The sequence below is a fragment of the Siphonobacter sp. genome, assembly GCF_048595215.1.
Lineage (GTDB): Bacteria > Bacteroidota > Bacteroidia > Cytophagales > Spirosomataceae > Siphonobacter.
Genome location: NZ_JBMDWJ010000123.1, coordinates 21,287 through 46,910 on the forward strand (window position 1 = coordinate 21,287; position 25,624 = coordinate 46,910).

Annotated in this window: 16 protein-coding genes and 1 pseudogene; 10 read left to right on the top strand and 7 right to left on the bottom strand. The window is 50.5% G+C overall.

Annotated elements, in window-relative coordinates:
* Positions 1 to 78 precede the first annotated feature (78 nt).
* Positions 79 to 1,989 carry a DUF4153 domain-containing protein gene (locus tag ACOJTG_RS07395; RefSeq protein WP_420153219.1) on the bottom strand — a complete coding sequence of 637 codons (1,911 nt, stop codon included), beginning with the start codon at positions 1,987 to 1,989 and terminating at the stop codon, positions 79 to 81.
* A 44-nt stretch (positions 1,990 to 2,033) separates the two neighbouring features.
* Positions 2,034 to 2,450 carry a hypothetical protein gene (locus ACOJTG_RS07400; protein WP_420153220.1) on the bottom strand — a complete coding sequence of 139 codons (417 nt, stop codon included), beginning with the start codon at positions 2,448 to 2,450 and terminating at the stop codon, positions 2,034 to 2,036.
* A 235-nt stretch (positions 2,451 to 2,685) separates the two neighbouring features.
* Here ACOJTG_RS07400 and ACOJTG_RS07405 point away from each other — a divergent pair, with 235 nt between their 5' ends.
* The 6 genes from ACOJTG_RS07405 to ACOJTG_RS07430 all read left to right on the top strand — a co-directional run bounded on the left by ACOJTG_RS07405 (position 2,686) and on the right by ACOJTG_RS07430 (position 7,081).
* Positions 2,686 to 4,221, top strand: coding sequence for a TPM domain-containing protein (locus tag ACOJTG_RS07405; protein ID WP_420153221.1), 1,536 nt, complete (start codon positions 2,686 to 2,688; stop codon positions 4,219 to 4,221).
* A gap of 195 nt (positions 4,222 to 4,416) precedes the next feature.
* On the top strand, positions 4,417 to 5,280 hold the full coding sequence (locus ACOJTG_RS07410) for a pirin family protein (protein WP_420153222.1): 864 nt from the start codon (positions 4,417 to 4,419) through the stop codon (positions 5,278 to 5,280).
* A gap of 25 nt (positions 5,281 to 5,305) precedes the next feature.
* Entirely contained in the window at positions 5,306 to 5,917 is a 612-nt protein-coding gene (locus ACOJTG_RS07415; protein ID WP_420153223.1) for an NADPH-dependent F420 reductase, read from the top strand.
* Between the two features lie 37 nt (positions 5,918 to 5,954).
* Positions 5,955 to 6,236, top strand: a complete 282-nt coding sequence (locus ACOJTG_RS07420) for a GNAT family N-acetyltransferase (RefSeq protein ID WP_420153224.1) — start codon at positions 5,955 to 5,957, stop codon at positions 6,234 to 6,236.
* Positions 6,237 to 6,375: 139 nt separating this feature from the next.
* Positions 6,376 to 6,585 carry a (4Fe-4S)-binding protein gene (locus ACOJTG_RS07425; RefSeq protein WP_420153225.1) on the top strand — a complete coding sequence of 70 codons (210 nt, stop codon included), beginning with the start codon at positions 6,376 to 6,378 and terminating at the stop codon, positions 6,583 to 6,585.
* A gap of 148 nt (positions 6,586 to 6,733) precedes the next feature.
* On the top strand, positions 6,734 to 7,081 hold the full coding sequence (locus ACOJTG_RS07430) for a nuclear transport factor 2 family protein (RefSeq protein WP_420153226.1): 348 nt from the start codon (positions 6,734 to 6,736) through the stop codon (positions 7,079 to 7,081).
* 55 nt (positions 7,082 to 7,136) lie between these two features.
* Here the strand turns inward: ACOJTG_RS07430 and ACOJTG_RS07435 are convergent, their stop codons facing one another.
* From ACOJTG_RS07435 to ACOJTG_RS07450, 4 genes are all read right to left on the bottom strand, one after another.
* Complete coding sequence (locus tag ACOJTG_RS07435; protein ID WP_420153227.1) at positions 7,137 to 7,724, bottom strand: Crp/Fnr family transcriptional regulator; 588 nt, start codon at positions 7,722 to 7,724, stop codon at positions 7,137 to 7,139.
* Positions 7,725 to 7,870: 146 nt separating this feature from the next.
* The gene (locus tag ACOJTG_RS07440; RefSeq protein ID WP_420153228.1) at positions 7,871 to 8,260 is read right to left on the bottom strand and encodes a YidH family protein; all 390 of its coding nucleotides are present in this window, start codon (positions 8,258 to 8,260) and stop codon (positions 7,871 to 7,873) included.
* Between the two features lie 180 nt (positions 8,261 to 8,440).
* Complete coding sequence (locus ACOJTG_RS07445; RefSeq protein WP_420153229.1) at positions 8,441 to 10,132, bottom strand: RagB/SusD family nutrient uptake outer membrane protein; 1,692 nt, start codon at positions 10,130 to 10,132, stop codon at positions 8,441 to 8,443.
* Between the two features lie 12 nt (positions 10,133 to 10,144).
* Positions 10,145 to 13,066, bottom strand: coding sequence for a SusC/RagA family TonB-linked outer membrane protein (locus ACOJTG_RS07450; protein WP_420153230.1), 2,922 nt, complete (start codon positions 13,064 to 13,066; stop codon positions 10,145 to 10,147).
* Positions 13,067 to 13,411: 345 nt separating this feature from the next.
* Between ACOJTG_RS07450 and ACOJTG_RS07455 the strand changes: the two genes are divergently transcribed.
* On the top strand, positions 13,412 to 17,347 hold the full coding sequence (locus ACOJTG_RS07455) for a hybrid sensor histidine kinase/response regulator transcription factor (RefSeq protein WP_420153231.1): 3,936 nt from the start codon (positions 13,412 to 13,414) through the stop codon (positions 17,345 to 17,347).
* A 464-nt stretch (positions 17,348 to 17,811) separates the two neighbouring features.
* Here the strand turns inward: ACOJTG_RS07455 and ACOJTG_RS07460 are convergent, their stop codons facing one another.
* Positions 17,812 to 19,146: a hypothetical protein gene (locus ACOJTG_RS07460; RefSeq protein WP_420153232.1), complete on the bottom strand. Its 1,335-nt coding sequence runs from the start codon at positions 19,144 to 19,146 to the stop codon at positions 17,812 to 17,814.
* Positions 19,147 to 19,313: 167 nt separating this feature from the next.
* Here ACOJTG_RS07460 and ACOJTG_RS07465 point away from each other — a divergent pair, with 167 nt between their 5' ends.
* The 3 genes and pseudogenes from ACOJTG_RS07465 to ACOJTG_RS07475 form a co-directional block, all read left to right on the top strand.
* Positions 19,314 to 22,337 carry a SusC/RagA family TonB-linked outer membrane protein gene (locus ACOJTG_RS07465; protein ID WP_420153233.1) on the top strand — a complete coding sequence of 1,008 codons (3,024 nt, stop codon included), beginning with the start codon at positions 19,314 to 19,316 and terminating at the stop codon, positions 22,335 to 22,337.
* 19 nt (positions 22,338 to 22,356) lie between these two features.
* Complete coding sequence (locus ACOJTG_RS07470; protein ID WP_420153234.1) at positions 22,357 to 24,033, top strand: RagB/SusD family nutrient uptake outer membrane protein; 1,677 nt, start codon at positions 22,357 to 22,359, stop codon at positions 24,031 to 24,033.
* Between the two features lie 47 nt (positions 24,034 to 24,080).
* A pseudogene (locus tag ACOJTG_RS07475) lies at positions 24,081 to 25,624 on the top strand (hypothetical protein); the annotation flags it as partial.

Sequence of the window (25,624 nt, forward strand, 5' to 3'; positions counted from 1 at the left end):
TAGGTAATAACTCCGTAACCATCGGACGAAGCAAGGCCTTGCTTCGTCCGATTTTCGTTTAGTAGTACGTTGGTCGAATCAATCCGTTTGCTTGATGAAATACAATACGCGAAAGGAAAGGATTTTAGGGCCTTGCTTCTTCGCGTATTCGAAATTCAACTCCTGAAGTTGTGCCATCACCCGGAAGCCTTCTTTCTCCTGCGTCAACTGCAGCATCTCCTTTGGCAGCGTATAGTTTCGATTCAGTGCCTGCGAACTCGCCTGATTTTCGTACGCTTTCAATTGCTTTTCCTGCTGCACGATTCGCAAGGCCAGTTCGTTGGTTGGAAACACAAAACGGGTCTTGCCGATCATAAAAGTCAGGTTATAATCAACGCTATCGCTATACGTAATTACAGAGCCAGCCAGCGTATCTGATAAGCTAGTATCGACAAACATAGATCTATCCAATAGGTAATCATAGCCTTTCAGGTTGGATAGGTTACTTCTCGTGCGGATGAAGTAGCTGGTGCTCAGTTCAGGAGTATTCTCTTCTTCGGCCTCGTACGAACGGTACTCATACCCACTCAGGCCCAAATAGTTTTGTACCCAGGCAGTACCCGCCCATTTGATTTCCAACTCAGAAGGCGTGTAATCTCCGCTCTTCTTATACGTTCGGCGGAGTGAGTCTTCCTTCTGGGCTAAATCGATACTGAGAATGGGTTGCAAGGCCGTAAACTCGTAATTCTTTAAAATATATCCCAGAGCACTCGCCATTCGTACCGCTGTGCGGGGTTTCAGGGTAGTAGCGTCAACCGGAACCAGTTTTTCTTCTCGCACGGCCTTTGCCTGCGTGAACAGATCTACGAGAATGTTCTTCTGGGAACGGAAACTAACGGACGTCGCACTTTGTGGACCATAGGTAATCAACAGAATCGCTAAGGCCAGCGAAACGGGGATCGTTTCAATGGTGGCTTTTTTGTACCCTAAAAAGTAGACCGTCAGGAAGGTAAGCCAGGCTGCCAGTACCATCAAAAAATACCGATGCTGGGTGATGCCATACGTACTTACTCGCTTGGTAATGGCCAGTACCAACAGAATTAACAGAGGAATCAGACCTACGTAAAAGTATTGACTATAGGCACTAATCCAGCCACGGCCCTCCTGCTTGCGAATAGGATATACCAGGAGCAGAGCCAGCAGCCCAAGACCCGCGTAACCCAGAATAAGTCCCGAAACCAATCCTTTTGGCAATTGCCATTCGATCAGTATTTTCAACTCGTACGCTAGTAGAATAACTAGGTACACCAGGGCCAGTGGCACCAGAATGTACTGGCTGAAAAACTGCAAGGCTTTGGGATATGACTCAGGATTTTCTTCTTCCCGGAGCTGCTCGGGAATTCCACTCAGAAAGAACAACGTATTGAATAAACCGAAGATCACTGCCCAGATTTTGTACAGGTGATGCCAGGCCATATTTAAACCAAACAGGGAATTAACGGCCGTATAAGCGGTTGTTAACCCAAGCACCAGCACCAGACTGTACAAAACAGCCGTCATAAATCGCATAAAGAGCGTTTTGTTGAATTGCCAAAAAAACAGCGTATCGCCCGTACCCGTAAAACCCGCAAACGAAACCAGCAAGTGTGTACCAACGAATAGTAAGCCAAAGTGTACGGCATCCTGGGGGTACGCTTCCGGTCGAAGTATCCAGAAAAAGAAAAAAGCGATCGCCGCTGCCAAACCCTGTACTACCCATCGGCGTTCTTGGGGCCAGCCTTTACTGTGTCCAAACAGCGACGCCGACAAGCAAAGCGGCAGACCCAATGCGGCCATCATCACCAGGCGGATGTACTCATCTCGAGTCAATGGCCCCCCGGGCTCATCCGCGGTTAGAATGGCCGCCGCTATCGTGCCGATCAGAGCGAAGGTACATTCCAGCGGGTAACGTCTCAGGGTCTGAGCCGTGTTCTGAACGAGAACGGTGGCAGTTGGGAGCTTAAGAGCCATAGTACTGATTAAGTTGAAGGTTGGATAAATAACTATCGGATCAGCTAGAAGAAAATATCAATGTAATCGGTAGTGATGCCGTCGCAGTTGAGCTTCTCGAACAGCCGCCAGTACTTGCGAGTACCCGTAGCCCGAAACACCTGAGGTCCCACGCGTTCGCAGGGTTTTCCTTCGTTGATGGATTCGATTCTGGAAACGATTTTTCCGTCAAACAAAAGTTTTCGTTCGGCTACCTCAACGGTTCCTTGAATGGTTACGTATTCATTTCGAGTTGGGTCCCGCTGTTCACCTTTGATTTTGTATTTACCTTTGCCTATGGACGTTACCTCAACCGTTCCCGGTTTGGCATTATTGAATTCGATCCACTGAATCCGCAGGTCGTGGGAGCCGGTTCGGAGTTCCTGAGCAAAAAGGGGACTAGTCAGAAAAGAGAGAAAAATCAACAGAAAAGGGATTTTCATAAGGAATGCGTATACCATTAAAAATTGCAATAAGTAGGGGTTCTGTTCGCGACCCAACGGTACCTATTTTAAACGTGTTTTGATAATAATTGTCTGGAATTTGATCATTACCAGCTACCGAATCTCCCATGGACAGAACGCGAATTAAGTGCTTTTACGTAGGTTTTAAGCAAACCTTATCTTTTTTCGATCGTTAACGAAAGAAGTACTGTTTCGAACTACCCGCCACGTACGCATGAATCCTACGACGCTTCTTTGCTCCAGAATATTTTCAGTAATAGCGATCAACCGTATTCTTTTCGCTGGTCTTGGACTGATCCTATGGTTGGGGTTGATTGGGGTACAGGCCCAGAGTTTTTCGACCGTAGAAGATATTCCGAATCCCAAAGAGGACGCTCAGGGCTACATCAGTGACCCCGCCGGGTTACTTCCTCTTTCCGATTTTGATTCCATTACGCACGTTTTACAAAGACTTGAACGTCGTACGGGCGTCGAGACAGCCATCGTGATCATTCCTGATTTTAACGAAGATGAGGACGATTTCAGCTTTGCTACCGAACTGTTTCGTCACTGGGGTATAGGCAAGGCCAAAGCCAATAACGGTCTTCTGCTCTTCATTGCTACGCAGCGACGGCAGTACCGTTTTATTACGGGTTACGGGTTGGAAGGAATACTGCCCGACGCTACGCTAAAAGCCATGGGCGAGGAATTGCTAGTACCGGCCTTTCGTAAACAAGAGTACGGCGAAGGTATCCTGGCAACCGTGCGAACTTTGTCCGATTACCTGCAACAGCCCGCTCACGAAAAAGAACTTTCTTCCCTGCTCAGGCAGTACAAACCCCGATCCAGTACTGATCTATCGGGTTTGCTTGTCTTTCTCGTACTGGTGAGTTTAGCCGGATTGGCTTTGTGGCAGCTAGCTAGCTTTACGAAAGGTGCTCCGGTAAAAATCATTCCGAACCGTTACTCCGAAACGCTGGAAATCGTCGTACTGGGTTTGATTATCGTCGTGGGTATCCTAATCGTCCTTCTTTTTTTTACGGGATCGTTTTCAAAATTATTCCAGCATTTTGCTCAGGTACTGCCCTACCTGACCTACGTTACCATTGGTTTTGTACTGTTTTTCAAGCACCTCCATACGCTGGCTCACCTGAGAAGCCAGTACCGGGATGATCCAACGTTTTTCAGTTCGGTACAGCATCTGTTCCGGGTTACCTGGTGGCAGGTACTCCTTTCGCCGCCTACGCTTTTGTATCCGATGTTGGAAAGAATTCGATCGCAACGTAGCACCAGCCGTTTTACGCCGCCACTCGACAGTCAGGGCCACCCCATGCAACGGCTCAACCCGGATGAAGCCTCCGACCGCAACGGTTTTCTTTCTATGGGACAACAGGTCGAAGAAAAGCTCAATAGTCTGACGTACGATGTTTGGCTGGGAAGTCAGGGGGAACGCAAGATCATTCCGCATCCGTCGGATCAGTACGAGACGCATCTGGCTTGCCCTGCCTGCGGCTTCCGAACCCTCAGTGAACCCGTTACGCTTACGATCACACGGGCGACGCAACATCAGGCGGGTACGGGCAAGAAAGTGAGAATTTGTCGGCATTGCAAACACGAGGTTTTCATCAAATCGGTCGTTAAAGCTCCCCTTGCTGAGCAACGCTCCGGGTCTTCAACCTTGTCTGGCAGTAGTCGTTCCTCTTCCTCGTCTTCTTCCGGTAGTTGGGGCGGGGGTACTACGGGCGGCGGTGGAGCCGGAGGTAGCTGGTAAGCAGCCTTCAGGTTAGATCGCTTGTAGACCCTGTGTCCGGGGTTTATCTCATCCAAAATACTGACTCTTCAGTTATGTTCTTCCCAAAACATTCCCAGCTGTTGTTGACCTAGATCAACGTTTTTAATTATCCTAGCTCATCGGCTTCAGGCGTTAGATTCGAGTACGTTTGTACGAGATTTAACACTGAAAATAATGATACAAAGATCCGTTACCAAGATTTATACGCCGCCTAATGAACGGGGCTTTCTGGGGGGCGGTCACATCGCTCGTAGCGTAGTTACTGGTGGCTTTAGTCAAACCGATCCTTTTATTTTCCTGATGGACGACATGCTGGATAAAAAGGATCACGACCCTGCGGGTGGTCCGCATCCGCACGCGGGATTTGAAACCGTATCGTTGCTCATCGACGGAGAAATTAAAGAACGCCTAGAGTCGATGAAGAAGGGCGACTTTCAATTGATGACTGCCGGTAGTGGTACCATTCATACGGAAACCATTGATGGTCCTACCAAAGGTCGTTTGTTTCAAATGTGGCTGAGCCTTCCCAAAGTCAACCGCTGGGTGACGCCCCGTCTACAGATTTTACCCGCCGAGCGGGTACCTACACTCAATCAGGAGGGTGTACAGTTGCGTTTGTACAGTGGTTCACTGGCCGGTATTCACTCGCCCGTACAAAACTATACGCCCCTGATCGTAGCAGAATTTGAATTACATCCCTCGGTAGCGTATTCGGTGCAATTCCCGGCTGACTACAATGCTTTCCTCTACGTGATTAGCGGTTCCCTGAAAATTGGTACACAAACCATCAATCAGGATCAGGTTGCCTGGCTGGACCTCTTTAAGGAAGAAACGGCTAGTGAGCTGCGTATGCAGGCGGGGGAAGCCGGCGTACGTTTTGTCTTATACGCGGCCAAGCCCACGCACGATGCGATTGTTTCGCACGGCCCTTTCATTGCCAACACACCCGAAGAAATCAAGGACCTGTACAGCCAGTACCGCAGCGGTAATCTGCAACACATTGCCGCGGCATCGGACGCTCAGAAACTGATCTACTAAATACGGTTTTAACCAAGTACGAATCATGACGAAGACGATTGGCATTATTGGTGCCGGGCATATCGGACGGGCCCTGGCTACGCATCTATCGCAAACAAACCATCCGGTCTGGCTTACCAATAGCCGGGGGGCCGCCTCGCTGGAATCCTGGGTAGCCACTACGGGAGGGTCCCTACGGGCGGCGGATCTACAGGAAACGATTGAGAACGCGGACGTTTTGTTTATAGCCGTACCCTGGAACCACTTAGAAGAGCTAGCTAAAGACTTGGCCGCTTTTCGGGGTAAAATCCTGGTGGACGCGACGAACAACATCGTATCCGTAAACCCTTTTCAACTGGCGGATACGGGAGGAGCAACCACTGGTTCGTACGTAGCCAGCCTTTTTCCGACTCATCACGTCGTCAAAGCCTTCAATACCCTGGCAGCCGCTACGCTTGCTCTACCGCCAAAAAATAGTACGGGGACCCGAGTTATTTTCATGAGTGGCAACGATGACGAAGCCATCCAAACCGTAAGCCGTATCACAAAGGATATGGGTTTTGAACCGATTGTTCTGGGCAACTTAACGGAAGGCGGCAAACTTCAGGACGTAGGCGGCCCTTTATCCGGGATCGAACTCATGCAAGTAAAAAAGTAAACATCAGCTCTATCAACACGTAAACCACCATTTATTCATGGTCATTCAACATCAGGACAACGGAAAGAACGGGAAATTTTATGTAGAAGTGGCGGAAGTTTCAGAAGCCGAAATGACGTACCTCTGGTCGGGGGAGCAACGCATCATCATTGACCATACTGAAGTCAGTGACGTACTGCGAGGGCAGCAGGTGGGAAAACAATTAGTACAGGCCGCCGTTGATTTTGCCCGCGAAAAACAAATAAAAATACTACCGCTTTGTCCCTTCGCTAACGCCGTATTCAAAAAAACGCCTGACTTTCAGGATGTCTTGTTTTAACGTGACGGTCTGGTTCCTGTCTTGATCCAAACATTTTCGACTCATGAAAGAAGCTATTCCCCTGTGTTTGTAAAGGCTTTTTTCTAATTTGTCTGTTAAACAGATTCATCCGATTACTCACCATTTACGATACCTACCTATGACCAAGGAATATTCGAACGGCGAGATTACGATTCTCTGGAAGCCGGAACTTTGTATTCACTCGGGTAATTGCGTGAGACTTTTGCCCCATGTCTACCATCCTAAAGAACATCCGTGGGTAAGCCCCCAAAATGCCAGCACCGCTGAGCTGATTCATCAGATCAATCATTGCCCTTCAGGTGCCCTAAGCTATCGGGAAAGGGAATAGGTTTGGAATTCAAGTAGTAGTATCCCCAGCGTAGTAGAATCGGTGTAAAATGCTGTTGAAGGACAGTATTTTACACCGATTCCCCTCTATTTCTTTAATAGCTATCCCTCGTATACTTTTCTCTACCCTTAACTGGAAAGAATCCCCTATGGATGCCAAAACCTTACAGACGCTACAAGACGTACACGTGGCTGCCTGGAATGAAAAAGATTCCGTTAAGCGTACGGAGCTTTTGCAGACGATTTACGCGGAAGACATGCAGCTGTACGATACGCATTTTATTCTGCAGGGAATCAACGCCGTATCGGACTTTATTGGAAAACTAATCAACGAAGATCCGCATTACTTTTTTTCCGCCGCTCAACCCATCGAAGCTACCCAAAACGGGGTTCGGCTATACGGAACCATTGGTACCGCACAGGGTACGCTCAGCAGCATGGATTTTATGGTGATTGAAGACGATAAGGTGCATCACTTGTATGTCTTTATGGGCTAAGCGACACTCATCAGTAGATACAACTTTCTTCGTATTTGCTTGAAACCAGATTCCCTCATTTTCTGACGGACTGATTACGTATGCGGCTAAGCGTTTCCTTGGTCATGCCCAGGTACGAAGCAATCACGTGTTGGGGGAAGCGTTGCAGGAATTCGGGATGCTGCTTAATGAGTTCTTCGTAACGGTATTCAGCGGTATGGTAGATGGAATCGTGAAGCCGCCGTTGAGAAGCAATGTGATGGTTATCATCCAGTTGAATCCGCATTTCATTAAAGGCAGGAATACAATTCAACCGTTCGTAGTACTCATTGGCTTTGGGCAGTAACAGTAAATCGGTTTCTTCCCAGGCATCAATGTTGTAGATGGAAGGCGTTTCTTTATGGAAACTTTCCCGATCGGATACCCACCAGTCTTCGATACACAAATTTAGAATGTGCTCGTAGCCCTTTTCATCAACGGTATACTGACGGGTCGCTCCTTTAATGATGAAACCAATGTACTTGCACACTTCCCCTTCCTGTAAAAGAAACTGCCTTTTCCTTAACTTTTTGGGAATGAAGGCTTCCTTAATCAAGCTTACCTCCGCTTCAGTAATCGGGCTGTGGGATCGGGTCTTGATGTAGTCGAGCAGATAAGCGTGCATGCGTGTTTGTTAGGGAAGGTAGCTGACAAAGGTAATAAGGTAGAAGGACTGTTTCAAGCTCCTACCTGAACACCTATCGGTCAGCATTTGATACAGACAAAGCCATACATATCTTATGGGAAAGAGATACCAGGCCCTTACTAGTCTTAGGTCGTTTGAATAACGTACCATAAAAGCAACATACTGGCGATGAATAAGAGGCCCGTAATCACCTGCATGGCTAGTGCGGAATGATAGTACTGTCCTTGATCCAGTTGCCGTTTGGTGGTTTGGTAACGCAGGTACCCGAGCAGCAGGGTAAGGGAGCCCAAGCCGATGAGTAAAATGCCAATGATGGGTGAGTAACCCGTTGAGTACACTTGATTTTCTCGGCCTAATGCGGCCGAAATTTGTCGGATAAACAGGGAAAACTTGACCACTACAAAGCCAAACCCCATCACCCCGATACTGGTCCGAACCCAGGCCAAAAAGGTTCGTTCATTTGCCAGGTGATCATTGGCACTGGCTTTTTTCAGGGGCAAAGGTTCTTCATTCATACGGCATGAGTTCGTTAAGTAGATCGAAACTACGGATTCGCCTCGAAAAGCTCATCCCTTTACAAAAAGCTTATTCCAACCCGATCGCTATTCTTTCTTAAAAAAAGGCAGCCCGCAAGAACTGTGTTCCTACAGGCTGCCTAACTAGTTTTAGAGGTAAATGGGATACAGCTTCAGCGATTAGTACCCAGGGTTCTGCTGCAATTGCGGCGATACGTTCAATACGTTAAAACCGATGGGAAAAATACTCGTGTGCGAATCGGCATCGGGTTGTTTGTCCCACCAGGTTCCGGTATTGAACTGATTAAAGCGAATCAGGTCCGTACGACGGCGGCCTTCGCCTAAAAACTCGCGACCCCATTCGTCGAGTAATTCCTGTTCCGTCAGCGTACTGCCATCCGCCGGATACAAACTCGGCGAGCCCGCCGGGTAGTACCGCTTCCGAACGCGATTCAGCAAGTCGGCTGCTTTCGCTTTATTTCCGGCCCGGAATTCGCATTCCGCCAGGGTGTAATAGACTTCGGCCAGACGAATTTCGGCGTAATCAGCTTCGATTTTGTGCTCGTCTTCCGTACGGTAGAATGGATACTTGAGCATGTATACGCCGGAGTTTTGATCGGCGTGGTTCATGTTCGACTCCTTATCCGCCGGTACCTGAGTGGGAGGCGTGTTTTTAAACCAGCCCACCTGATCCCGAATGTACAGTTTGTAGCCACGGGTACTCGCCAGGGTATCGCGGTTGTTATTGTAAGTCAGGTAACCGTAGAGGAACATCCCTTCCCGACTGTTGTTGCCCAGGTTGCGGTACTTTTTCAACCGAACATCATCGCTGTACTTCTGGAACTTCACGAAGGGCTTGCCCAGCGTAAACGGATATTCGACATTATCGACATTGCGACCGGGCTGCAGGGCAAAACGGGGGTTACTGCCGCCCCAGTCGGTGAAGCCCAGGTAGTTCTGGGGAGCATTGTAAGGCATCATCCACCAGTACATTCCGCCTTCGTACTGCCAGTGCGAGCGACCAAAGGTACCCGGAAAGGCAAAAACGGTTTCCGGTGATTGATCGTTGTTCCAGTCAAAAGGAGCATCCCAGCGATTTTCAATGGTGTAGTTGCCGTATTTCCCATCTACAATATCCCGGCAGATGGTCGCACAGTCCGCGAAGTGGTCTTCGTTGATGTATACCTTGGCGTTCAGGTACAGACGGGCCAGTAGCGTCATCGCTCCCGCCTTCGTCCAGCGACCCTGGAACAGTTCCGTACCGGCATCGCCTTTCATGGCTAGATCAGGTAAGGCTTCCTTGAGTTCCGTTTCAATAAAGCGAAACGTCTCCTGCGGCGTGGATTGGGTCGTACCTTGCGTTTCGCCTTTTACCCGGGTGATGATTTCAATATTGCGGTAGAAATCGAACAGACGGAGGTAGTACCAGGCCCGCATGGTGCGGAGTTCGGCAATAAACTGCTTCTGCTCCGCCGCCGTCAAATTGAATTTGGCCGGATCAATGGCTTCAATATCCTGTAACGAGTTCGTGGCTAAAGCAACGCCCGTGTAGAGGTTGTTCCAGGCACCGCTGGTGTAGCCATCCTGCGACGTCCAGGTATGCTGGTGAGCCCGGATAAATTGTCCACCGTCGTACCAGTCGCCTTCCCGGTTGGGCGTCATGAACTGATCGGCGGGCAATTCCTGCATAATAAACTGATCGCCCTGTACGGTCCAGTAGCCGTGTTCGAAAGTCCGCAGAAACGTACGGTACACATCTTCCTTGGTTTGGAGGAAGTTTTCGGAGGTAATCCGATCGTACAGCGTCTCGTCCAGGTTCGTACAACTGCTGAGCACACTCGTCAGTAAAATATAGGAAAGTATCTTTTTCATGTGAAGTAAAGGTTACAGACCCAGTTGGATTCCGGCCAGAATCTGGGTGGTCGTGGGATAATAGGAACGGGAGCTGTTGTTACCGGAAGCTGAGCTGTTGATACCGGGATACAAGCCGTTGATGGGGTATCGATCGGGATCACCGCCCGTGAAGGAGGTAAACGTCAGCAGGTTCCGGGCCGCCGCGTACAGACGAATCGAGCGGATGGCTTTCAGATTTACTTTCGGCGTATAACCCAGCGTTACGTTATCTAGCTTCAGGAACGAGCCATCTTCCAGGAAGTAATCCGATAAGATTACGGTCGTAGCCTGATTAGTTAGTTTAGCGTACTTACCCCCGCCGTACGCTGAAGTCAATACGTTGGCATTGGACTGCGTACCGGGCGTACCCGTATAGAAAGCCTGCAAATTGAATAGTTTGTAACCTACCACGGCCCGGAAGAATACCGAAGCATCCCACTTTTTGTACGTAAACGTGTTGTTTAAACTCAGAGTGGCTTTCGGTAAGCCGTTTCCTACCACGCGTTTATCGTCGTTATTGGCTTTATCGGCGGAAATGATGTCTCCTTTCTGGTTGTACACGAGCAGTTTGCCATCATCACCTACGCCTGCTGCGTGCAGCATATAGAACGTACCAATCCGCTGACCTTCCTGTAAGCGTTGAGCCGTTCCGGGCGATCCGGGGCTGGGCAGACCAACGACGTCAATGTAGTTTTGGCCCTGATACGCTGCATTGGAGAAGGATACGAATTTATTGCTATTGGTAGCTCCCGCAAAGGCTACACTATAAGTAAAGGCAGACGTTGAAACGACCTGGGCATTCAGTTGTAATTCGATCCCCGAGTTCTGCATCGTTCCTACGTTAGCGTAGGTAGAACCCTGGATGTTGGGGGGCAGAGGCACCGAGTAAAAGCCCAGCAGATCCTTGTTCTTGCGGGTATAGTAGTTGATACTTCCCGAAAACCGTTCCTTAAAGATCGAAAAATCAACGCCAAAGTTCAGGTTTTCCGCCGTTTCCCAGCGTAAGTCGTAGTTCGTGTTCTGGCTGGGTCCCCACACCTGATACTGCGATCCGTTGAGGGGATAGTAGCCGTAGCCACTGTAGGTATCTAGTGACAGGTAGTTACCGAAATCCTGGTTTCCGGTCACCCCGTAATCGGCCCGAAGTTTCAGATCGTCAATCCAGCTTAGGGGCTTCATGAACGCCTCCTGGCTTAAACGCCACCCCACGGAAGCCGCGGGGAAGTTACCCCACTTGTGGTTATAACCAAACTTGGAAGAACCTTCGCGGCGTAAGCTGGCCGAGAACAGGTATTTGTCCTGCAAGGCGTAGTTGACCCGACCGAAGAAAGCAATCAGACGGGAATCGTTTTTGTAGGTTCCCATGCCATTGCGGCCTTCCACCTGCTGATACAGACCCGTTCCGATGTTGTTATACGTCAAGGCATCGGAAGGCATCTGGCGGTTTTCGCCCGATAGACCTGAGCTTTGGAAGTACTGGTACGAATACCCTCCGAGTACTTTCACGTCATGAACTCCTTTCGTCAGCGAGTAGTTACCCACCCACTCCAGACTTCGCTGGTCGTACTTGTTATACGCCCGGCTGGCCGAGTTCATGCTACCTTGGTACTGAGCGGCGTAGGTAGAAGTCGAAGGCCGGAAGAAAAAGTCAAAGTAATCCCGGGTAAACTGACCAAACGTCAGCTGAGTGGTCAGCGTCGGCAGGAGGTTCACCAGCAAACTGGCGTTGTAATCGAGGATCTTTCCTTCGGTACCGCTTTGTTCGGTACGTAGCCGCTCAACGGGGTTGAACGGTGACGAAAAGCCCGACTGAATGCGGTTATAACGCGTCGGATTCTGGGGATCAAAAATAGGGAGGGTTGGATTGAGCGTCAGAGCCTGATCGAAGGAATCGTAATCGGCATTATTGCTTTTGAAGTAACGCGGAGCTACGTTCAAACTCAGCGTATACAGATTGTTGGCCGAGGTGTGATTCAACATCAGACGAGCTCCGTACTCTTCACGACCCGAGCGTAAATCCAGACCCTGAGCATCCCGGTAATCCGCCGTAGCCCGGTAGTTATTACGGGCATCACCGCCGGAAAAGGACAGGCTATGTTTGTGGGAAAAAGCGGAAGCACGCGTAATGGATTTCAGCCAATCCGTCTGGGCACCGAAGTCCGTCCCCCGGTTCTGAGCCAGAAACTCACTGGCCGAGAGCGTTTTCAAAGGCATCGCAGCGAAATCGAAAGCTCCGTAGCCGTTGTAATCCACCTTAGAGCCCTGAGAGCCTTTTTTCGTCGTAATGATGATTACACCGTTGCTGCCACGGGTACCATAAATGGCCGAAGCCGCTCCCCCTTTCAGGACATCAATCGACTCAATATCGTTCTGGTTGATGTTTTCGAGTACACCACCGGGTACACCGTTCACGACGACTAGCGGTCCCAGACCTGCATCCCGCGAGGATACGCCCCGTAACTGAATGCTCGGCATGGAGTTCGGATCGCCACCTCCCGTATTGGTAATGGTCAGACCGGAAACCTTACCCTGCAAAGCAGAAATAGGGTTGGTGACACCTACGGTTAACAGGTCTTTCCCCGAAACGTGCGTAATGGCACTGGTTACCTCTTTTTTATCGAGGGTACCGTACCCTACTACTACTACTTCATTCAAGGAACTACTGGATTCTTCCAAAGTGACGTTAATCACGGGTTGATTACCAACGGTAATTTCCTGTTTTACGAAACCGATGTACGTATACGTCAATACGGAACTGGCTCCCTGAACGTTAATTTTGTAATTCCCTTCGGCATCCGTGAGCGTACCGTTATTCGTTCCCTTTTCAAGAATGGATACGCCGGGCAATGGATCGCCGGTATTACTAATGACTTTCCCCGTGATGGGTACGGCCGCTAGCCTGGGAACAGCCATCAGTGAATAGCTGACTAGAAGTGCGGGCAACAACAGCCACAGGCCGCTCCATCGGCGGCATGGGCCAGAAACATGTAAATACGAAAGCATGCAAGTAAACGTGTTAGGATTAAGGGGCAGTTGGGGCTACGAAAAGTGCCAGTATACCAGGACCTAAATCAGGAAGAGAAGAAGAGAAAGCAAGTGCTATTTTGCATCATTCACACAATAAATAGTATCCTGCAAAGTAAGATTTAGAAAGAAAGTACTTAGAATCCCTGCGTATCAATTTTGATTCAAATTGTATCATAATAACTACCGTCTCACGCCGGCGTTGTAGTTTTAAAGACTAGTTGTATCGCGTGTATGAGGCGTTATCTTTTTTCAGTTCTATTGCTTCTGTGGGGAATCGGTTCCGGGGCTCAACCCCACTATTCCAACTTTAAATCCTACCAGGTTGCCGACGGTTTTTCCAGCAATACCATCACCTGTATTTTGCAGGATCGGCGGGGCTTTATGTGGTTTGGCAGCCGCAACGGTCTAAATCGCTTTGATGGGCATACGGTGAAAGTTTTCCATCACTCGGTAAAAGATTCGCTGAGTCTGGGAAGTAATACCGTTTACAGCCTGTGCGAAGATCAGCAGCAACGCCTGTGGGTGGGTACATCCAGGGGCGTCTACTGGTACGATCCCCGTCTGGAAACGTTCCAGCGTTTTACGGGTGTTCCAGCCAATGAAATCCGTTTCTTACAAACGGACGCCCAACACCGGGTGTGGATTATTGCGGGCTTTAAGCTTTACTGTTATCAGCACAACCGGGTTAAAGTCTATTCCTTTGCCCAGGATCAGTCCATCTTTCTACACGTCTCAGACCGGGGTACGGTTTGGGTAACGACGGAGAATGGTCGACTGAAAAGGTACGATGCCCGTTCGGATCGTTTCGAGGAACTCCCCCACCCCAGCCAGGTGTATGCCCGCATTGAGACGATGTACTCCATGGGTGATACGACGCTGCTACTGCGGCAGGGTAATCAGGTATTGCTCCATCACATCCAGCAGCGACGGACGGTTCCTTTAACGGGCAGCAACGGCCTCGAAATGCGGGTCAATTCCATACTCCGAAAATCGCCGTACGAATTCTGGATTGGTACCGAATCGGGCATCTACGTTTACAATAGTCGCACGCAGCAACTGACACACATTCAGGCCCAGTACGGAAACCCGTATTCGATTACGAATAACGCCATTGCCTGTTTGTACCAGGATCGGGAAGAGGGCATCTGGATTGGTACGGCCTTTGGGGGCGTTAATTACTACTCCGATCATCTGACGCATTTTACCAAATACCTGCCCTTACCGGGACAAAACAGTTTGAGTGGCAATGTCGTACACAGCATTCAGAAGGATGGTCAGGGGAACCTGTGGATCGGTACCGAGGACGCGGGTTTGAACAAGTTGAATCTGGCTACGGGGCATATCAAATCCTTTCGTCCCGGTTTGGGTCAGCACGGGATTAGTTATCAGAATGTTCACGGACTACTGGTCGACGGCCAGCGACTCTGGATTGGTACGCTCGAACACGGCCTGGACCTGATGGATTTAAAAACGGAGAAAGTGATCCGCCGGTACCGGTCTGCCCCTCAGCCCGGCCATTTCAGCAGCGACTTTATCGTGACGCTGTACAAACGCCGAAACGGAGATATTCTGGTGGGTACCTGGAATGGCCTCTTTCGGTACCGACCTCAGGAGGACGACTTTGTCGCCGAGCCCTTCTTTAATATCCAGACCCAAACCATTCACGAAGCCAGTGACGGTACGCTTTGGGTAGGAAGTTACGGTCATGGCGTTTATTACGCGAATGAACGAACCGGCAAACGGGGGCATTTTACCACCCGTTCGGGCCTTCGTACCAATTACGTCAATCACCTCTACGAAGATCGACACCACCAGCTCTGGATTTGTACCGAAGGGGGCTTGACCCATTATGATCCAACCCAACACCGGTTTACGCATTATACCGTAGAAAATGGTTTACCGGATAACCAGATATTTCGGGTGGAGGAAGACCGCTTCGGATATATATGGATTTCCACCGGACGGGGTCTGGCCCGGTTTGATCCCCAGCGAAATCAGTGGCAACACTACTTCACCGCTCACGGCTTACCTACCGAGCAGTTCAATTACAATTCGTCCTTTAAAGACACCGATGGCAGCCTTTATTTCGGCACGGTCAAAGGACTCGTTCACTGGGATCCGGCTTCATCGGTTCACCCGAATCAGTATATTCCGCCCGTGTACATCACCGGGTTACAGGTGAACAACCAGGAAGTCCGGATCGGAGCGAAAGACTCGATTCTGCGGCAGTCCATTACCCATACTCCGGCCCTGGTGCTGTCCCACCGACAGTCTACGTTGAGTCTGGACGTGGCGGCTCTGAGTTATACCAATGCCCCGATCAATCAATATCGGTATATGCTGGAGGGGATGGATCCAACCTGGGTTAACCTGAGTAATAACCGCAAGATTTATTATACCAATCTACCGGCGGGTTCGTACCGTTTTCGGGTACAGGGTTCGAATAATGACGGTATCTGGAATCCCAAAGAAACCGTACTCCGCATTCAGATTTTGCCTCCCTACTGGGCGACGCCCTGGGCATATGTGCTGTATGCCAGTCTGGTTCTGGCCATTATTTTCATTATTTTCCGATACTATCATTTAGCCGTTACGGAAAAGAACAAAAGGCAGATGAAATCGCTTGAGATAGAAACGGAACGGGCCATATATACGAGCAAAATTGAGTTTTTTACCAACGTTGCTCACGAAATTCGTACGCCGTTAACGCTCATTAAGTTACCTCTGGATAAATTGCTATTTCAGCCAATTCAGGACCCCCTTTTACGTGAAAGCCTACACATGATGAAAAAACATACCAATCGCCTGATCGAACTAACGAATCAGTTACTGGATTTTCGAAAAGCCGAATCCCAGAGCATTCGTCTTCATTTTGCCAATACCGATATCAATGCCCTGCTAAATGAACTCTGGCTCTGGTTCAAACCTGCCGCGGATGAGCGGCAGCTCAGCTTTAAACTGGAACTACCCCGCATTACGCTACACGGCTTTGTCGATGAAGAAGCGTTGCGGAAGATCCTGAGTAATCTGCTCAGTAATGCCATCAAATACGCCGATTCCTCGATTCTGGTAAAGTTGCTGCCGTTTAGTAGTGAAGATGATCTGTTCCGAATTGAGGTCAGTAACGATGGTTACCGTATTCCGCAGGAGTTAAAAGATAAGATTTTCGAACCCTTTTACCGCATCAAGGAAACCGACCAGCAACCCGGCACGGGTATTGGACTGCCCCTGTCCCGAACGCTGGCGGAGCTGCACAAGGGGACGCTGACGCTGGAAACCGACCGACAGGAGATGAACTGCTTTCGGGTAAGCTTACCCATTCACCAGGAAAACGAGCTGGACTTTCCATCCTTTTCAACCAATGAACTTACCGAAGAAGACGTACTAGCTCTGCAGGAATTGGACCCTTCCAAACCAACGCTCTTACTCGTCGAGGATCAGCGGGAAATCAGTGCGTACATTCATCAGGAATTCAGTGACCGCTATAACGTCCTCATCGCCTACCACGGTCAGCAGGCTCTGGAAGTTTTGCAGAAGGAGAATGTGCAATTGGTCATCAGTGACATCATGATGCCCGTGATGGACGGCATTGAGTTGTGCCGGACCATCAAATCAGACCTGGCTTATAGTCACGTGCCGGTTGTACTCCTCACGGCGAAAAACTCGCTACAGTCAAAAGTGGAAGGGCTGGAAGTCGGAGCGGATGCGTACCTGGAAAAACCGTTTTCGGTCATTCACCTGGAAGCCCAGATCGAAAGCTTACTGGCCAACCGGAACCGGGTGAAAGAGTACTTTGCCCGCTCGCCTCTGACACCCTTCAAGGGGATGGCGTATACACCGGCGGATAAGGCTTTTCTGGAACAGCTGAATCAGGTCATCTACGATCACATTATCGATATGGAACTGAACGTGGATCAGCTTTCCAGGCTTATGAACATGAGTCGACCGACGCTTTACCGCAAAATCAAGGGTTTATCGGATTTAAGTCCAAATGAATTGATTAACCTTTCCCGCCTGAAAAAAGCCGCTGAGTTACTGGCCACGGGGCACTACAAAATCAATGAAGCCGCCGCTCTGGTCGGGTACAGTTTGCCGACGAACTTTTCGCGTGATTTCCAGAAGCAGTTTGGTATCACGCCTAGTCAGTATATGAATGGGAAAGGTTAAGGTGTTTTTGCTGTTTGATTCAACTGAGATGCTTTATTAACCTAGACTGGGTTTCGTCTTCATAACTGGCTGACTAGTAGCATGTGGTCCACTCCACGACTAACGATAGCTTGCTCAGGGCCTCCGCATTGCAGCTATCGTAGGTCGTTCCGCGGTCCACATGCAGGAGATATTTTCATCCCTTGACCATAGGTGAGGGTTATTAGAAAAATAAAATACCTTCATGGAAGACTTAAATCCAATCCCCGTCCTATCGCATTCCATGGGGGCCATCCCATGGTGGCTCCCTCGGTAATGCGGTGGCCTGGAATAAGAGGAAGTCAGCGGTGGGCGTACCCGCATGCGATGCCCGGCATGGGATGCCCCGCATGGAATGCATACGGACTAAATGACTAGCCGTCTTTCAGGAACGAAAGCTGACCGTACAGGCTTGATTATCGTTAGCATACCGCTTAAACGTCTTATTAAAAACTCCCTTGGAACATTTTACCCGTATTCAAATCCTTTAAGTTCAGCGAGCTTACGGTTCCTACGCCGGAAAAACGGATACTTACGCCGTAGATTTGCTGTAAGGGATGCGTATAGGTGCTTTCGAATACCTGTCGGTCATTAATGTACAACCGGGCGTGCTGATTTTTTACCAGCAAGCGTAACGTACCTCCGCGGCGTAAATCGGCCCCGAGGAAACTCAGATCCTCCTGTCGCCCATACCAACCTTTTTCGGAAAGGATCAGTCGTGACCAATACACACAGCCGGGTTTGGTCACGACAAAGGTATGGTTGGATGACTCACCCATAATCCGGACATCCACCTGAGAGCACCGAATGCCGGTCCGGTCGGGCGTAGTGATCAAATGCGTTTGCAGTTCAAAGTTATCCCCGCTGATACCCGTTTGCTGAGCGTTGGTAAATTCTACAAAAAAGGTACGATTGGTATCAATACCCGCCTGAGACAGCTCCCGCGTGTTAATTGTTCGCTTTCCACCCGTAAACAAAGCTGGTACGTCAATGGGATACACCCGCGAGGTGTCGTACATCATATAAGCCGTTGCCGCCCAACCCTGCGTGGGCAGGTACACCGTGGTGGAATCGATGGGTTCATTGCCCTGCATTAAAACAGCCTGATACCGGCCGGGCACTTCGTAATAATGGTTATAGACACTCGTATTCGGATTCACTGCCATACGCTTGCCATCACCGAAATCCAGCGAATAATCATCCGCTCGTTCCTGGGGCGTTTGCACGGTAAAAATGGCCGAATGCGGGTTTTCGCCTACGGGATTTTTACAGATCAGGGAAGGCGTACCTTCCGAACTTGATCCCTGACTCATTTTCCAGCCTGCCCACAGGGCCAGCAGCACTAGTAGACTCATCCCCATCCACAAAAGCGTACGGGTTGGAGATCGTTTCGGAACCGGACTTTCGTTCCGTTCCGGTGCATTTTGATGGAGTTCCTCTTCGATGAGGGGTTCTTCTACCTCCGGCAGGGGTTCCTCCTCCGCCATCACTTCCACGAGCTGGTCCCAATCCCCGAAGCCCGCGTACGCAGCCAGGGCGTCGCGGGTCGCTTTTTGCGGATAATACCGGGCATCCGTCTTGATCTTTCCAAAAATTCGCTTCAGCGTATTGGGGCTGATTTGTACCCGGGTCTTCCGAAACAGGATTCGACTGAGTAAAATGTAGTCTCCGTTCGTCCATTCGGACCACTCTTCCCTCCCGTATGTCTCGGCAACTCGCTGGCAACAACGCTCCAAGTAGTAATAACTCCAGGTTTGCTCCTGGCCTTTATCCGTAACCATTGGTTTCTATATTACTGTACATCAGACACTTACCTTGTCCATAATTCTGTATAAGGGATTGGATACCCCTCCTGCTTTCAACACCGTATAGTCCAAAATTATGTTTGTTAAGTTAAATCACAAGTCCGGTAAAATTGCAGAAGAACCTCTAATTATCAGAAAAAATTATGCATTTAAAACTACTACTAAGCAGTCTGCTATACTTAAGTATCCTGTTGCCTGCTTTTGCTCAGAGCCGTTCCATCACGGGTCGCGTCACGGATGAAAAGGCCAAGGAGCTACCGGGCGTCAGTGTAGCCATCAAAGGAACGCCTCGCGGTACGACTACCGACGCTCAAGGCGATTACCGACTGGCCATCGCGGATACGGGGTCAGTAACACTTACCTTCTCTTCCATTGGCTACCAGAGCCAGGACATTCTAATCACGGATCAGGCCGTACTGAATATTACGCTGAAAGCAGCCGAACAATCGCTGGATGAAGTCGTTGTGGTCGGCTACGGAACACAGAAGAAAAAGGACCTGACGGGGGCCATTTCCACCATTGATTCTAAAGATGTAGCGGGTCGCCAGACCGTACAGATTTCGGAAGCCTTACAGGGCAGTATTGCGGGCGTATCCGTCACCCGGAGCAGTGGAGCCCCCGGAGCCAGCTCCAACATTCTCATCCGGGGCATTACAACGCTGGGCACCAACGCTCCCCTGATCATTGTGGACGGTGTACCAGTCAGTACCATCGATAACGTCAATCCGAATGATGTGGAAAATATTACGGTACTGAAAGATGCCGCTTCAGCCGCCATTTATGGTTCTCGGGGAGCCGCTGGGGTTATTCTGGTGACGACTAAGCGATCCAAGGAAGGCCAAACGAGTTTTGAATACAACGCCGAATACGGGTTTCAGAAGCCAACTGCTCTGCCCGCTTACGTCAATGCTCCGGAGTACATGCGGCTGTTTAACGAGCAGGCCACCAACGACGGCTCTTCCGCAGGTCCCTACGCCGCCGATTACATCACGAACTTCGACCAGTACCACCGGGATAAACCGGACGTTTTTCCCTTTGCCAATACCGACTGGCAGAAAACCATCCTGACGCGGGCAACGGCTCCGCGGGTCCGCCACGATCTGGTGTTTACCATGGGAACGGGTAAAATTAAAACCAAGGCCTCGCTGGGGTACACGAAATCCGGGGCTTTTTACGACAACTACAACTATGAGCGGTACCTGATGCGGGTCAACAACGATTTGCAGGTGAATTCTAAATTGGGTATTACGCTGGATGTCACCTACAAGCGAACCAAGTCGCTTTCGCCCGTGGTTAATCCCTTGTACGAAGCCCGATTGATGCCTCCGATCTATGACGATTACTACTCAGATGGTCGGTACGCCCTGGGCAAGGATGGACGAAACCCGATTGCCCAGCTCAACGAAGGGGGAACCAACAATGAGTACTACAATCAGGTGATGGGCCGACTGGCCTTCAACTTCAAACCCATCGATGGACTAACCCTAACGGCCCTGATCGCTCCGAGTTTTGATTTTGACCGGGGAAAAGCCTTTGCCAAGCGAATCACGTTTACGAACCTCGACGGTAGTACGAGTGCTTTCAGCAATCAGCCCCGTACGACGCTGAACGAACGACGGCAGGAAACCACTAACATTACGGGTCAGTTTTTAGCCAGCTATTCCAAAGAAATCGGCTCGGGCCATAACGTGGATGTGCTGGCGGGTTACGAAGAACTGTATAATTCCAGCGAAACGCTGACGGCCTCGCGGAGTGGTTTTGCCCTGATTGATTTTCCGTACCTGAATGCTGGTTCGCAAGAGTTACGCGATAACTCCGGCAGTGCCAGTGAGGCCGCCCTGCGTTCGGTATTTGGTCGACTTAAATACGATTATCAGAACAAGTACTACATCCAGGGTAATCTACGCTATGATCAGTCTTCCCGCTTCAATCGCCAGCACCGCGACGCTTTATTCCCTTCGATTTCTGCGGGTTGGACGATTTCCGAAGAGAACTTTCTGCGGAGTACGCCCTGGCTATCGTTTCTGAAAGTACGTGGTTCGTACGGCGTGGTAGGCAATGAGCGAATCGGGAACTATCCGTATCAGGCGACCATCAGTTTCAGCAATGCTCTTTTTTACCAGAATGGCGTAGTCGTTCCACTGAACGGCGGTGGTCAGGTGGACTATGCTGTCGAAAATATTTCCTGGGAAACCACTCGAACGCTGGATGCGGGTATTGACGCCGCCTTCTTCAAAAACCGACTGAGTGCGGCCCTTGACGTCTACCACAAACGCACCTACGATATCCTGCTGGCCCTGGACATTCCGCTATACCTGGGTTATGAACGGCCGCAGCAAAATGCCGGAATCATGGACGTGAAAGGTTGGGAACTGGAAACCAGCTGGCGGGATCGGATTGGAAAAGTCAACTATTCCATTGCTTTCAATATTTCCGACTCCAAGTCAAAAATTGTGGATTTGAAAGGTACCCAGATTCTGGGTAGTCAGTCTACGTTCAAAGGCAGTGAGTACAACGAATGGTTCGGTTACCGCTCGGCGGGTTTATACCAAACCGCCGAGGAGGCCCGTCAGTCCCCGCGACTGAATACCAACGTTACGGCGGGCGATGTTCGCTACGTGGATATCAATAACGATGGCCGCATCACGCCCGACGATCGTGTGTTACTGGGCGGTTCCCTGCCCCGTTTTCTGTATGGCAGCACGATTCGACTGGATTATCAGGGTTTTGATCTGGGATTGGTCGTTCAGGGCGTTGGTAAAAAACTCAGTCGCCTGCCCGATGAAATCGTACGACCCTTTGGGGAAGCGTTTGGAAACGTACCGCAGGAAATTGTGGGTAAATTCTGGAGTAAAACCCATGCGGCGGAGGTTAACGCCCGGGCCCGGTATCCGCGACTTTCGACGCAGTCGCTGGCGGCTAATTACGAAACGTCTGATTTCTGGCTCATCAACGGATCGTATTTCCGCGTCAAAAACATCACGCTGGGCTATACCCTGAAAGGAGACGTGCTCAAGAAACTGGGCCTGCAATCGACGCGATTGTACGTTTCGGCCAACGACGTACTCCGGATTCACCACTTCCCCCGCTACGCCGATCCGGAAGCCGCGAACTCCTCCTACCCCATCGTCACCACCTTTCTGGGCGGTATCACTCTACGCTTTTAAGCTCCTTCACGGCTTCGTTATGAAAAAATATCTGTTTCTTCTGCTGGGAGGTATCGGTCTTACCGCCTGCAACTCGCTCGACTTGAACCCTTTGTCTGAGCCCTCCACGGCTACGTTCTACGCCAATCAAACTGAACTCGAACTGGCGGTGAACGATCTGTATCGCCTGGATTTCTGGGGGAACGACAATGAACAATTCACGGATAATTACTGGCATCGGGGTATGCTGGGCAATGCGGTCACCTTCGGCACGATGAATTCTGAAGATGCCACGACACAGGCCTATTGGACGGTCTGCTACAAAGCCATTGCCCGGGCGAATTCCTTCCTGGCTAACAAAGATCGGGCAGCGGCCAATACACCCGCGACCGTACTGACGCGACTGGAGGCAGAAATGCGACTCATCCGAGCCTACCAGTATTCCAGACTCCTGACGCATTTTGGCGACGTTCCGCTCATTACCGATCCGCTGGTACTGGAGCAATCGTATAGCGTGATCCGTACGCCCCGTAATGAAGTGTTGACCTTCGTTTTCAATGAACTTGATTTTGCCATTGCGAACCTGCCCGCTTCGTACCCCACTTCGGCTGTACGTCGGTTGACCAAAGGGGTAGCCCTGGCCATCAAAGCCCGTACGGCTCTGTACACGAACAACTGGGCAGTAGCCAAGGACGCTTCTCAGGCCATTATGCAACAGACCGGAGTATACAGTCTGCATTCAAATTATGGTCAGCTCTTTCTGAAAGCCGGCGAAACCAGTCCGGAAATCATTCTCAGTATTCCCCGGGATGAAATGCAGAAGGTATTTACAACGGGTACGCCCGTGCGGGATCAGCTACCACGGATTGCGGGCGGTTTTGGAGCCCAGATTCCCACCCGGGAGCTGGTCGATGCCTACGAATGCCGCGATGGCAAGCCCATCGACGAATCTCCGTTGTACAATCCCCGGGAGCCGTTTAAAAACCGCGATCCCCGCTTAACGGCCACGGTTGTTGAGTTTGGTACAAATTGGCTGGGGTATACCTATCAGCCGCACCCCGACTCGGTTACCGTTTTCAGTAGCAAGGAAAATCGGCGAGTGGCCAATCAGGATACCCGGAGTGTCGCGGCATTTGCCAGTTTTACGGGTTTTCTCTGGAAAAAAGGCATCGATCAAAGCTGGGCCGACAAGCAGAGCGAAGATGCCGATGCTCTGTTGATCCGCTACGCTGAAGTGTTACTAACCTACGCCGAAGCGAAAATAGAACTGGGCGAAATCGACCCGACGGTGTTACAGGCCATCAATCAGGTACGGGCCCGGGCTTACGGGGTGCGGGTAGACGATACGGCGGCGTACCCGGCCATTACCACTACGAACGTGAGCGAACTACGGCAAATCGTTCGGCGGGAGCGTCGGGTGGAATTTGCCAAAGAAGGCTTGCGATACATGGACCTCATCCGCTGGCGACTGGCGGAAAAGGCACTCACCCGACCCGTCATTGGCTTACCCGATCCGGCTGCCCAGAACCGCTCCAAATGGCCCTTTCCCGGTGTTACGCCAATCGATACGGATGGACTGGCGGACTACTCCGGTTTTGGCACTGACGTTAAAATTGTGGCTCAACGCAGCTTTGACGCCAGCCGTCAGTACCTCTGGCCCATTCCCGCCCTGGAGATCCGCGTCAACCCCAATCTGACGCAAAATCCGGGTTACTGAAATTCTCCGTACTGCTCTATCCTTTCCCAAATTACTTTTCGATTCGAATGAAGAAACTTTTTCTTTCGGCTTGCGTAGCCGCTCACGTACTACTCGCGGATTCCTGCGGGGCCCAATCCCTTCGCCGCCCCTCGTTCAGTGGTATTTATCCGCACCTCGCCATGTACAACCGCGAGGGCGAATGTGGTACGGGGGCCGTCGTACCCTGGGCCAATCAGCTGTGGGTCATCACCTACGGTCCGCATTTACCGTTTGGTTCTTCGGATAAACTGTACGCCATTAGTCCGGATTTGCAGCAAACGATTCGTTCGGAAAGCATAGGTGGTACGCCCGCCAATCGAATGATTCACCCGGAAAGCAATCAACTTTTCATCGGTCCCTACGCGATTGACGCGAAGGGACAAGTTCGTACCATTCCGTATACCGCTATGCCCGGTCGACATACGGGCAATGCCCGCCACCTCACCGACCCTGCCCACAAGATTTACTACGGTACTATGGAAGAGGGTTTTTACGAAGTGGATGTAAAGACGCTAAAACCCAAGCTGTTGTACGAAGACGGAAACGTAAATCGCCAGAAAGAATCCGATGAATCCAACAACCTCCAGAATGCCCTGCTTCCCGGGGCTCATGGCAAAGGCTTGTATTCGGGGCAGGGCGTACTGGTTTATTCCAACAACGGTGAACCCGGCAAAAGGGCTCTTGAGCAGTTCGATGTTCCGGCGGGTTCGCTCTCCGAGTGGGATGGTCATGACTGGAAAGTCGTTCGCCGCAATCAATTCGTGGAAGTAACGGGTCCCGGCGGTATTTACGGCAATAAAAACCCGCAGGCGGACCCGATCTGGGCGACGGGCTGGGACCATAAATCCGTTTTGCTGGGCGTACGGAATCCGCAAACGGGCTGGCAATTTTTCCGATTACCCAAAGCCAGCCATTCGTACGACGGAGCACACGGTTGGAATACCGAATGGCCTCGGATCCGGGATGTTGGCACGCCTCAGCAATCGGATTATTTAATGACCATGCACGGGCTATTCTGGCGGTTTCCGGCGACTTTTACCACGGCTAACTCGGCCGGGATTCGTCCCCGCTCGGCGTATCTGAAAGTCATTGGTGATTACACCCGTTGGAATAATCAGCTGGTATTTGGGTGCGATGATTCGGCTCAGAAGGAATTTTTGAATAAGCGGAAGGTAAAAGGCAGCATCGAAGGTCCCGGCCAGTCCAATTCCAACCTGTGGTTTACTTCGCTGCAAATGCCCGATGAACTAGGCCCTAATACCGCCGAAGGAGCCGTCTGGCTTCAGGAAACCGTAGATTCCGCTTCCGAACCTTTTCTGTTTGCGGGCTGGAAACACCGCTCGGCCTGGGTACAAAACCACGATTCGCAGGAAGTGACGCTGACGTTTGAAGTAGATCAGAAAGGCACGAATACCTGGACCACGCTGCAAAAGGTCGTACTCGCTCCGGGCGGGTCGAAACACCTGACCTTTACCGAAAAAGCGGCCGAATACGGCATCGCCGATGATTCCTATTCGACCCACGCGGCCTTCTTTGACTATGACAAGGACGGCGATCTGGCAGTGGTCGG

Coding starts and splice junctions, on each gene's coding strand:
- ACOJTG_RS07440 (WP_420153228.1), bottom strand. CDS start 8,260: ATGAATGAAGAACCTTTGCCCCTGAAAAAAGCCAGTGCCAATGATCAC.
- ACOJTG_RS07470 (WP_420153234.1), top strand. CDS start 22,357: ATGAAAAAATATCTGTTTCTTCTGCTGGGAGGTATCGGTCTTACCGCC.
- ACOJTG_RS07410 (WP_420153222.1), top strand. CDS start 4,417: ATGATACAAAGATCCGTTACCAAGATTTATACGCCGCCTAATGAACGG.
- ACOJTG_RS07395 (WP_420153219.1), bottom strand. CDS start 1,989: ATGGCTCTTAAGCTCCCAACTGCCACCGTTCTCGTTCAGAACACGGCT.
- ACOJTG_RS07430 (WP_420153226.1), top strand. CDS start 6,734: ATGGATGCCAAAACCTTACAGACGCTACAAGACGTACACGTGGCTGCC.
- ACOJTG_RS07455 (WP_420153231.1), top strand. CDS start 13,412: ATGAGGCGTTATCTTTTTTCAGTTCTATTGCTTCTGTGGGGAATCGGT.
- ACOJTG_RS07420 (WP_420153224.1), top strand. CDS start 5,955: ATGGTCATTCAACATCAGGACAACGGAAAGAACGGGAAATTTTATGTA.
- ACOJTG_RS07415 (WP_420153223.1), top strand. CDS start 5,306: ATGACGAAGACGATTGGCATTATTGGTGCCGGGCATATCGGACGGGCC.
- ACOJTG_RS07460 (WP_420153232.1), bottom strand. CDS start 19,146: ATGGTTACGGATAAAGGCCAGGAGCAAACCTGGAGTTATTACTACTTG.
- ACOJTG_RS07405 (WP_420153221.1), top strand. CDS start 2,686: ATGAATCCTACGACGCTTCTTTGCTCCAGAATATTTTCAGTAATAGCG.
- ACOJTG_RS07465 (WP_420153233.1), top strand. CDS start 19,314: ATGCATTTAAAACTACTACTAAGCAGTCTGCTATACTTAAGTATCCTG.
- ACOJTG_RS07450 (WP_420153230.1), bottom strand. CDS start 13,066: ATGGCTGTTCCCAGGCTAGCGGCCGTACCCATCACGGGGAAAGTCATT.
- ACOJTG_RS07425 (WP_420153225.1), top strand. CDS start 6,376: ATGACCAAGGAATATTCGAACGGCGAGATTACGATTCTCTGGAAGCCG.
- ACOJTG_RS07435 (WP_420153227.1), bottom strand. CDS start 7,724: ATGCACGCTTATCTGCTCGACTACATCAAGACCCGATCCCACAGCCCG.
- ACOJTG_RS07445 (WP_420153229.1), bottom strand. CDS start 10,132: ATGAAAAAGATACTTTCCTATATTTTACTGACGAGTGTGCTCAGCAGT.
- ACOJTG_RS07400 (WP_420153220.1), bottom strand. CDS start 2,450: ATGAAAATCCCTTTTCTGTTGATTTTTCTCTCTTTTCTGACTAGTCCC.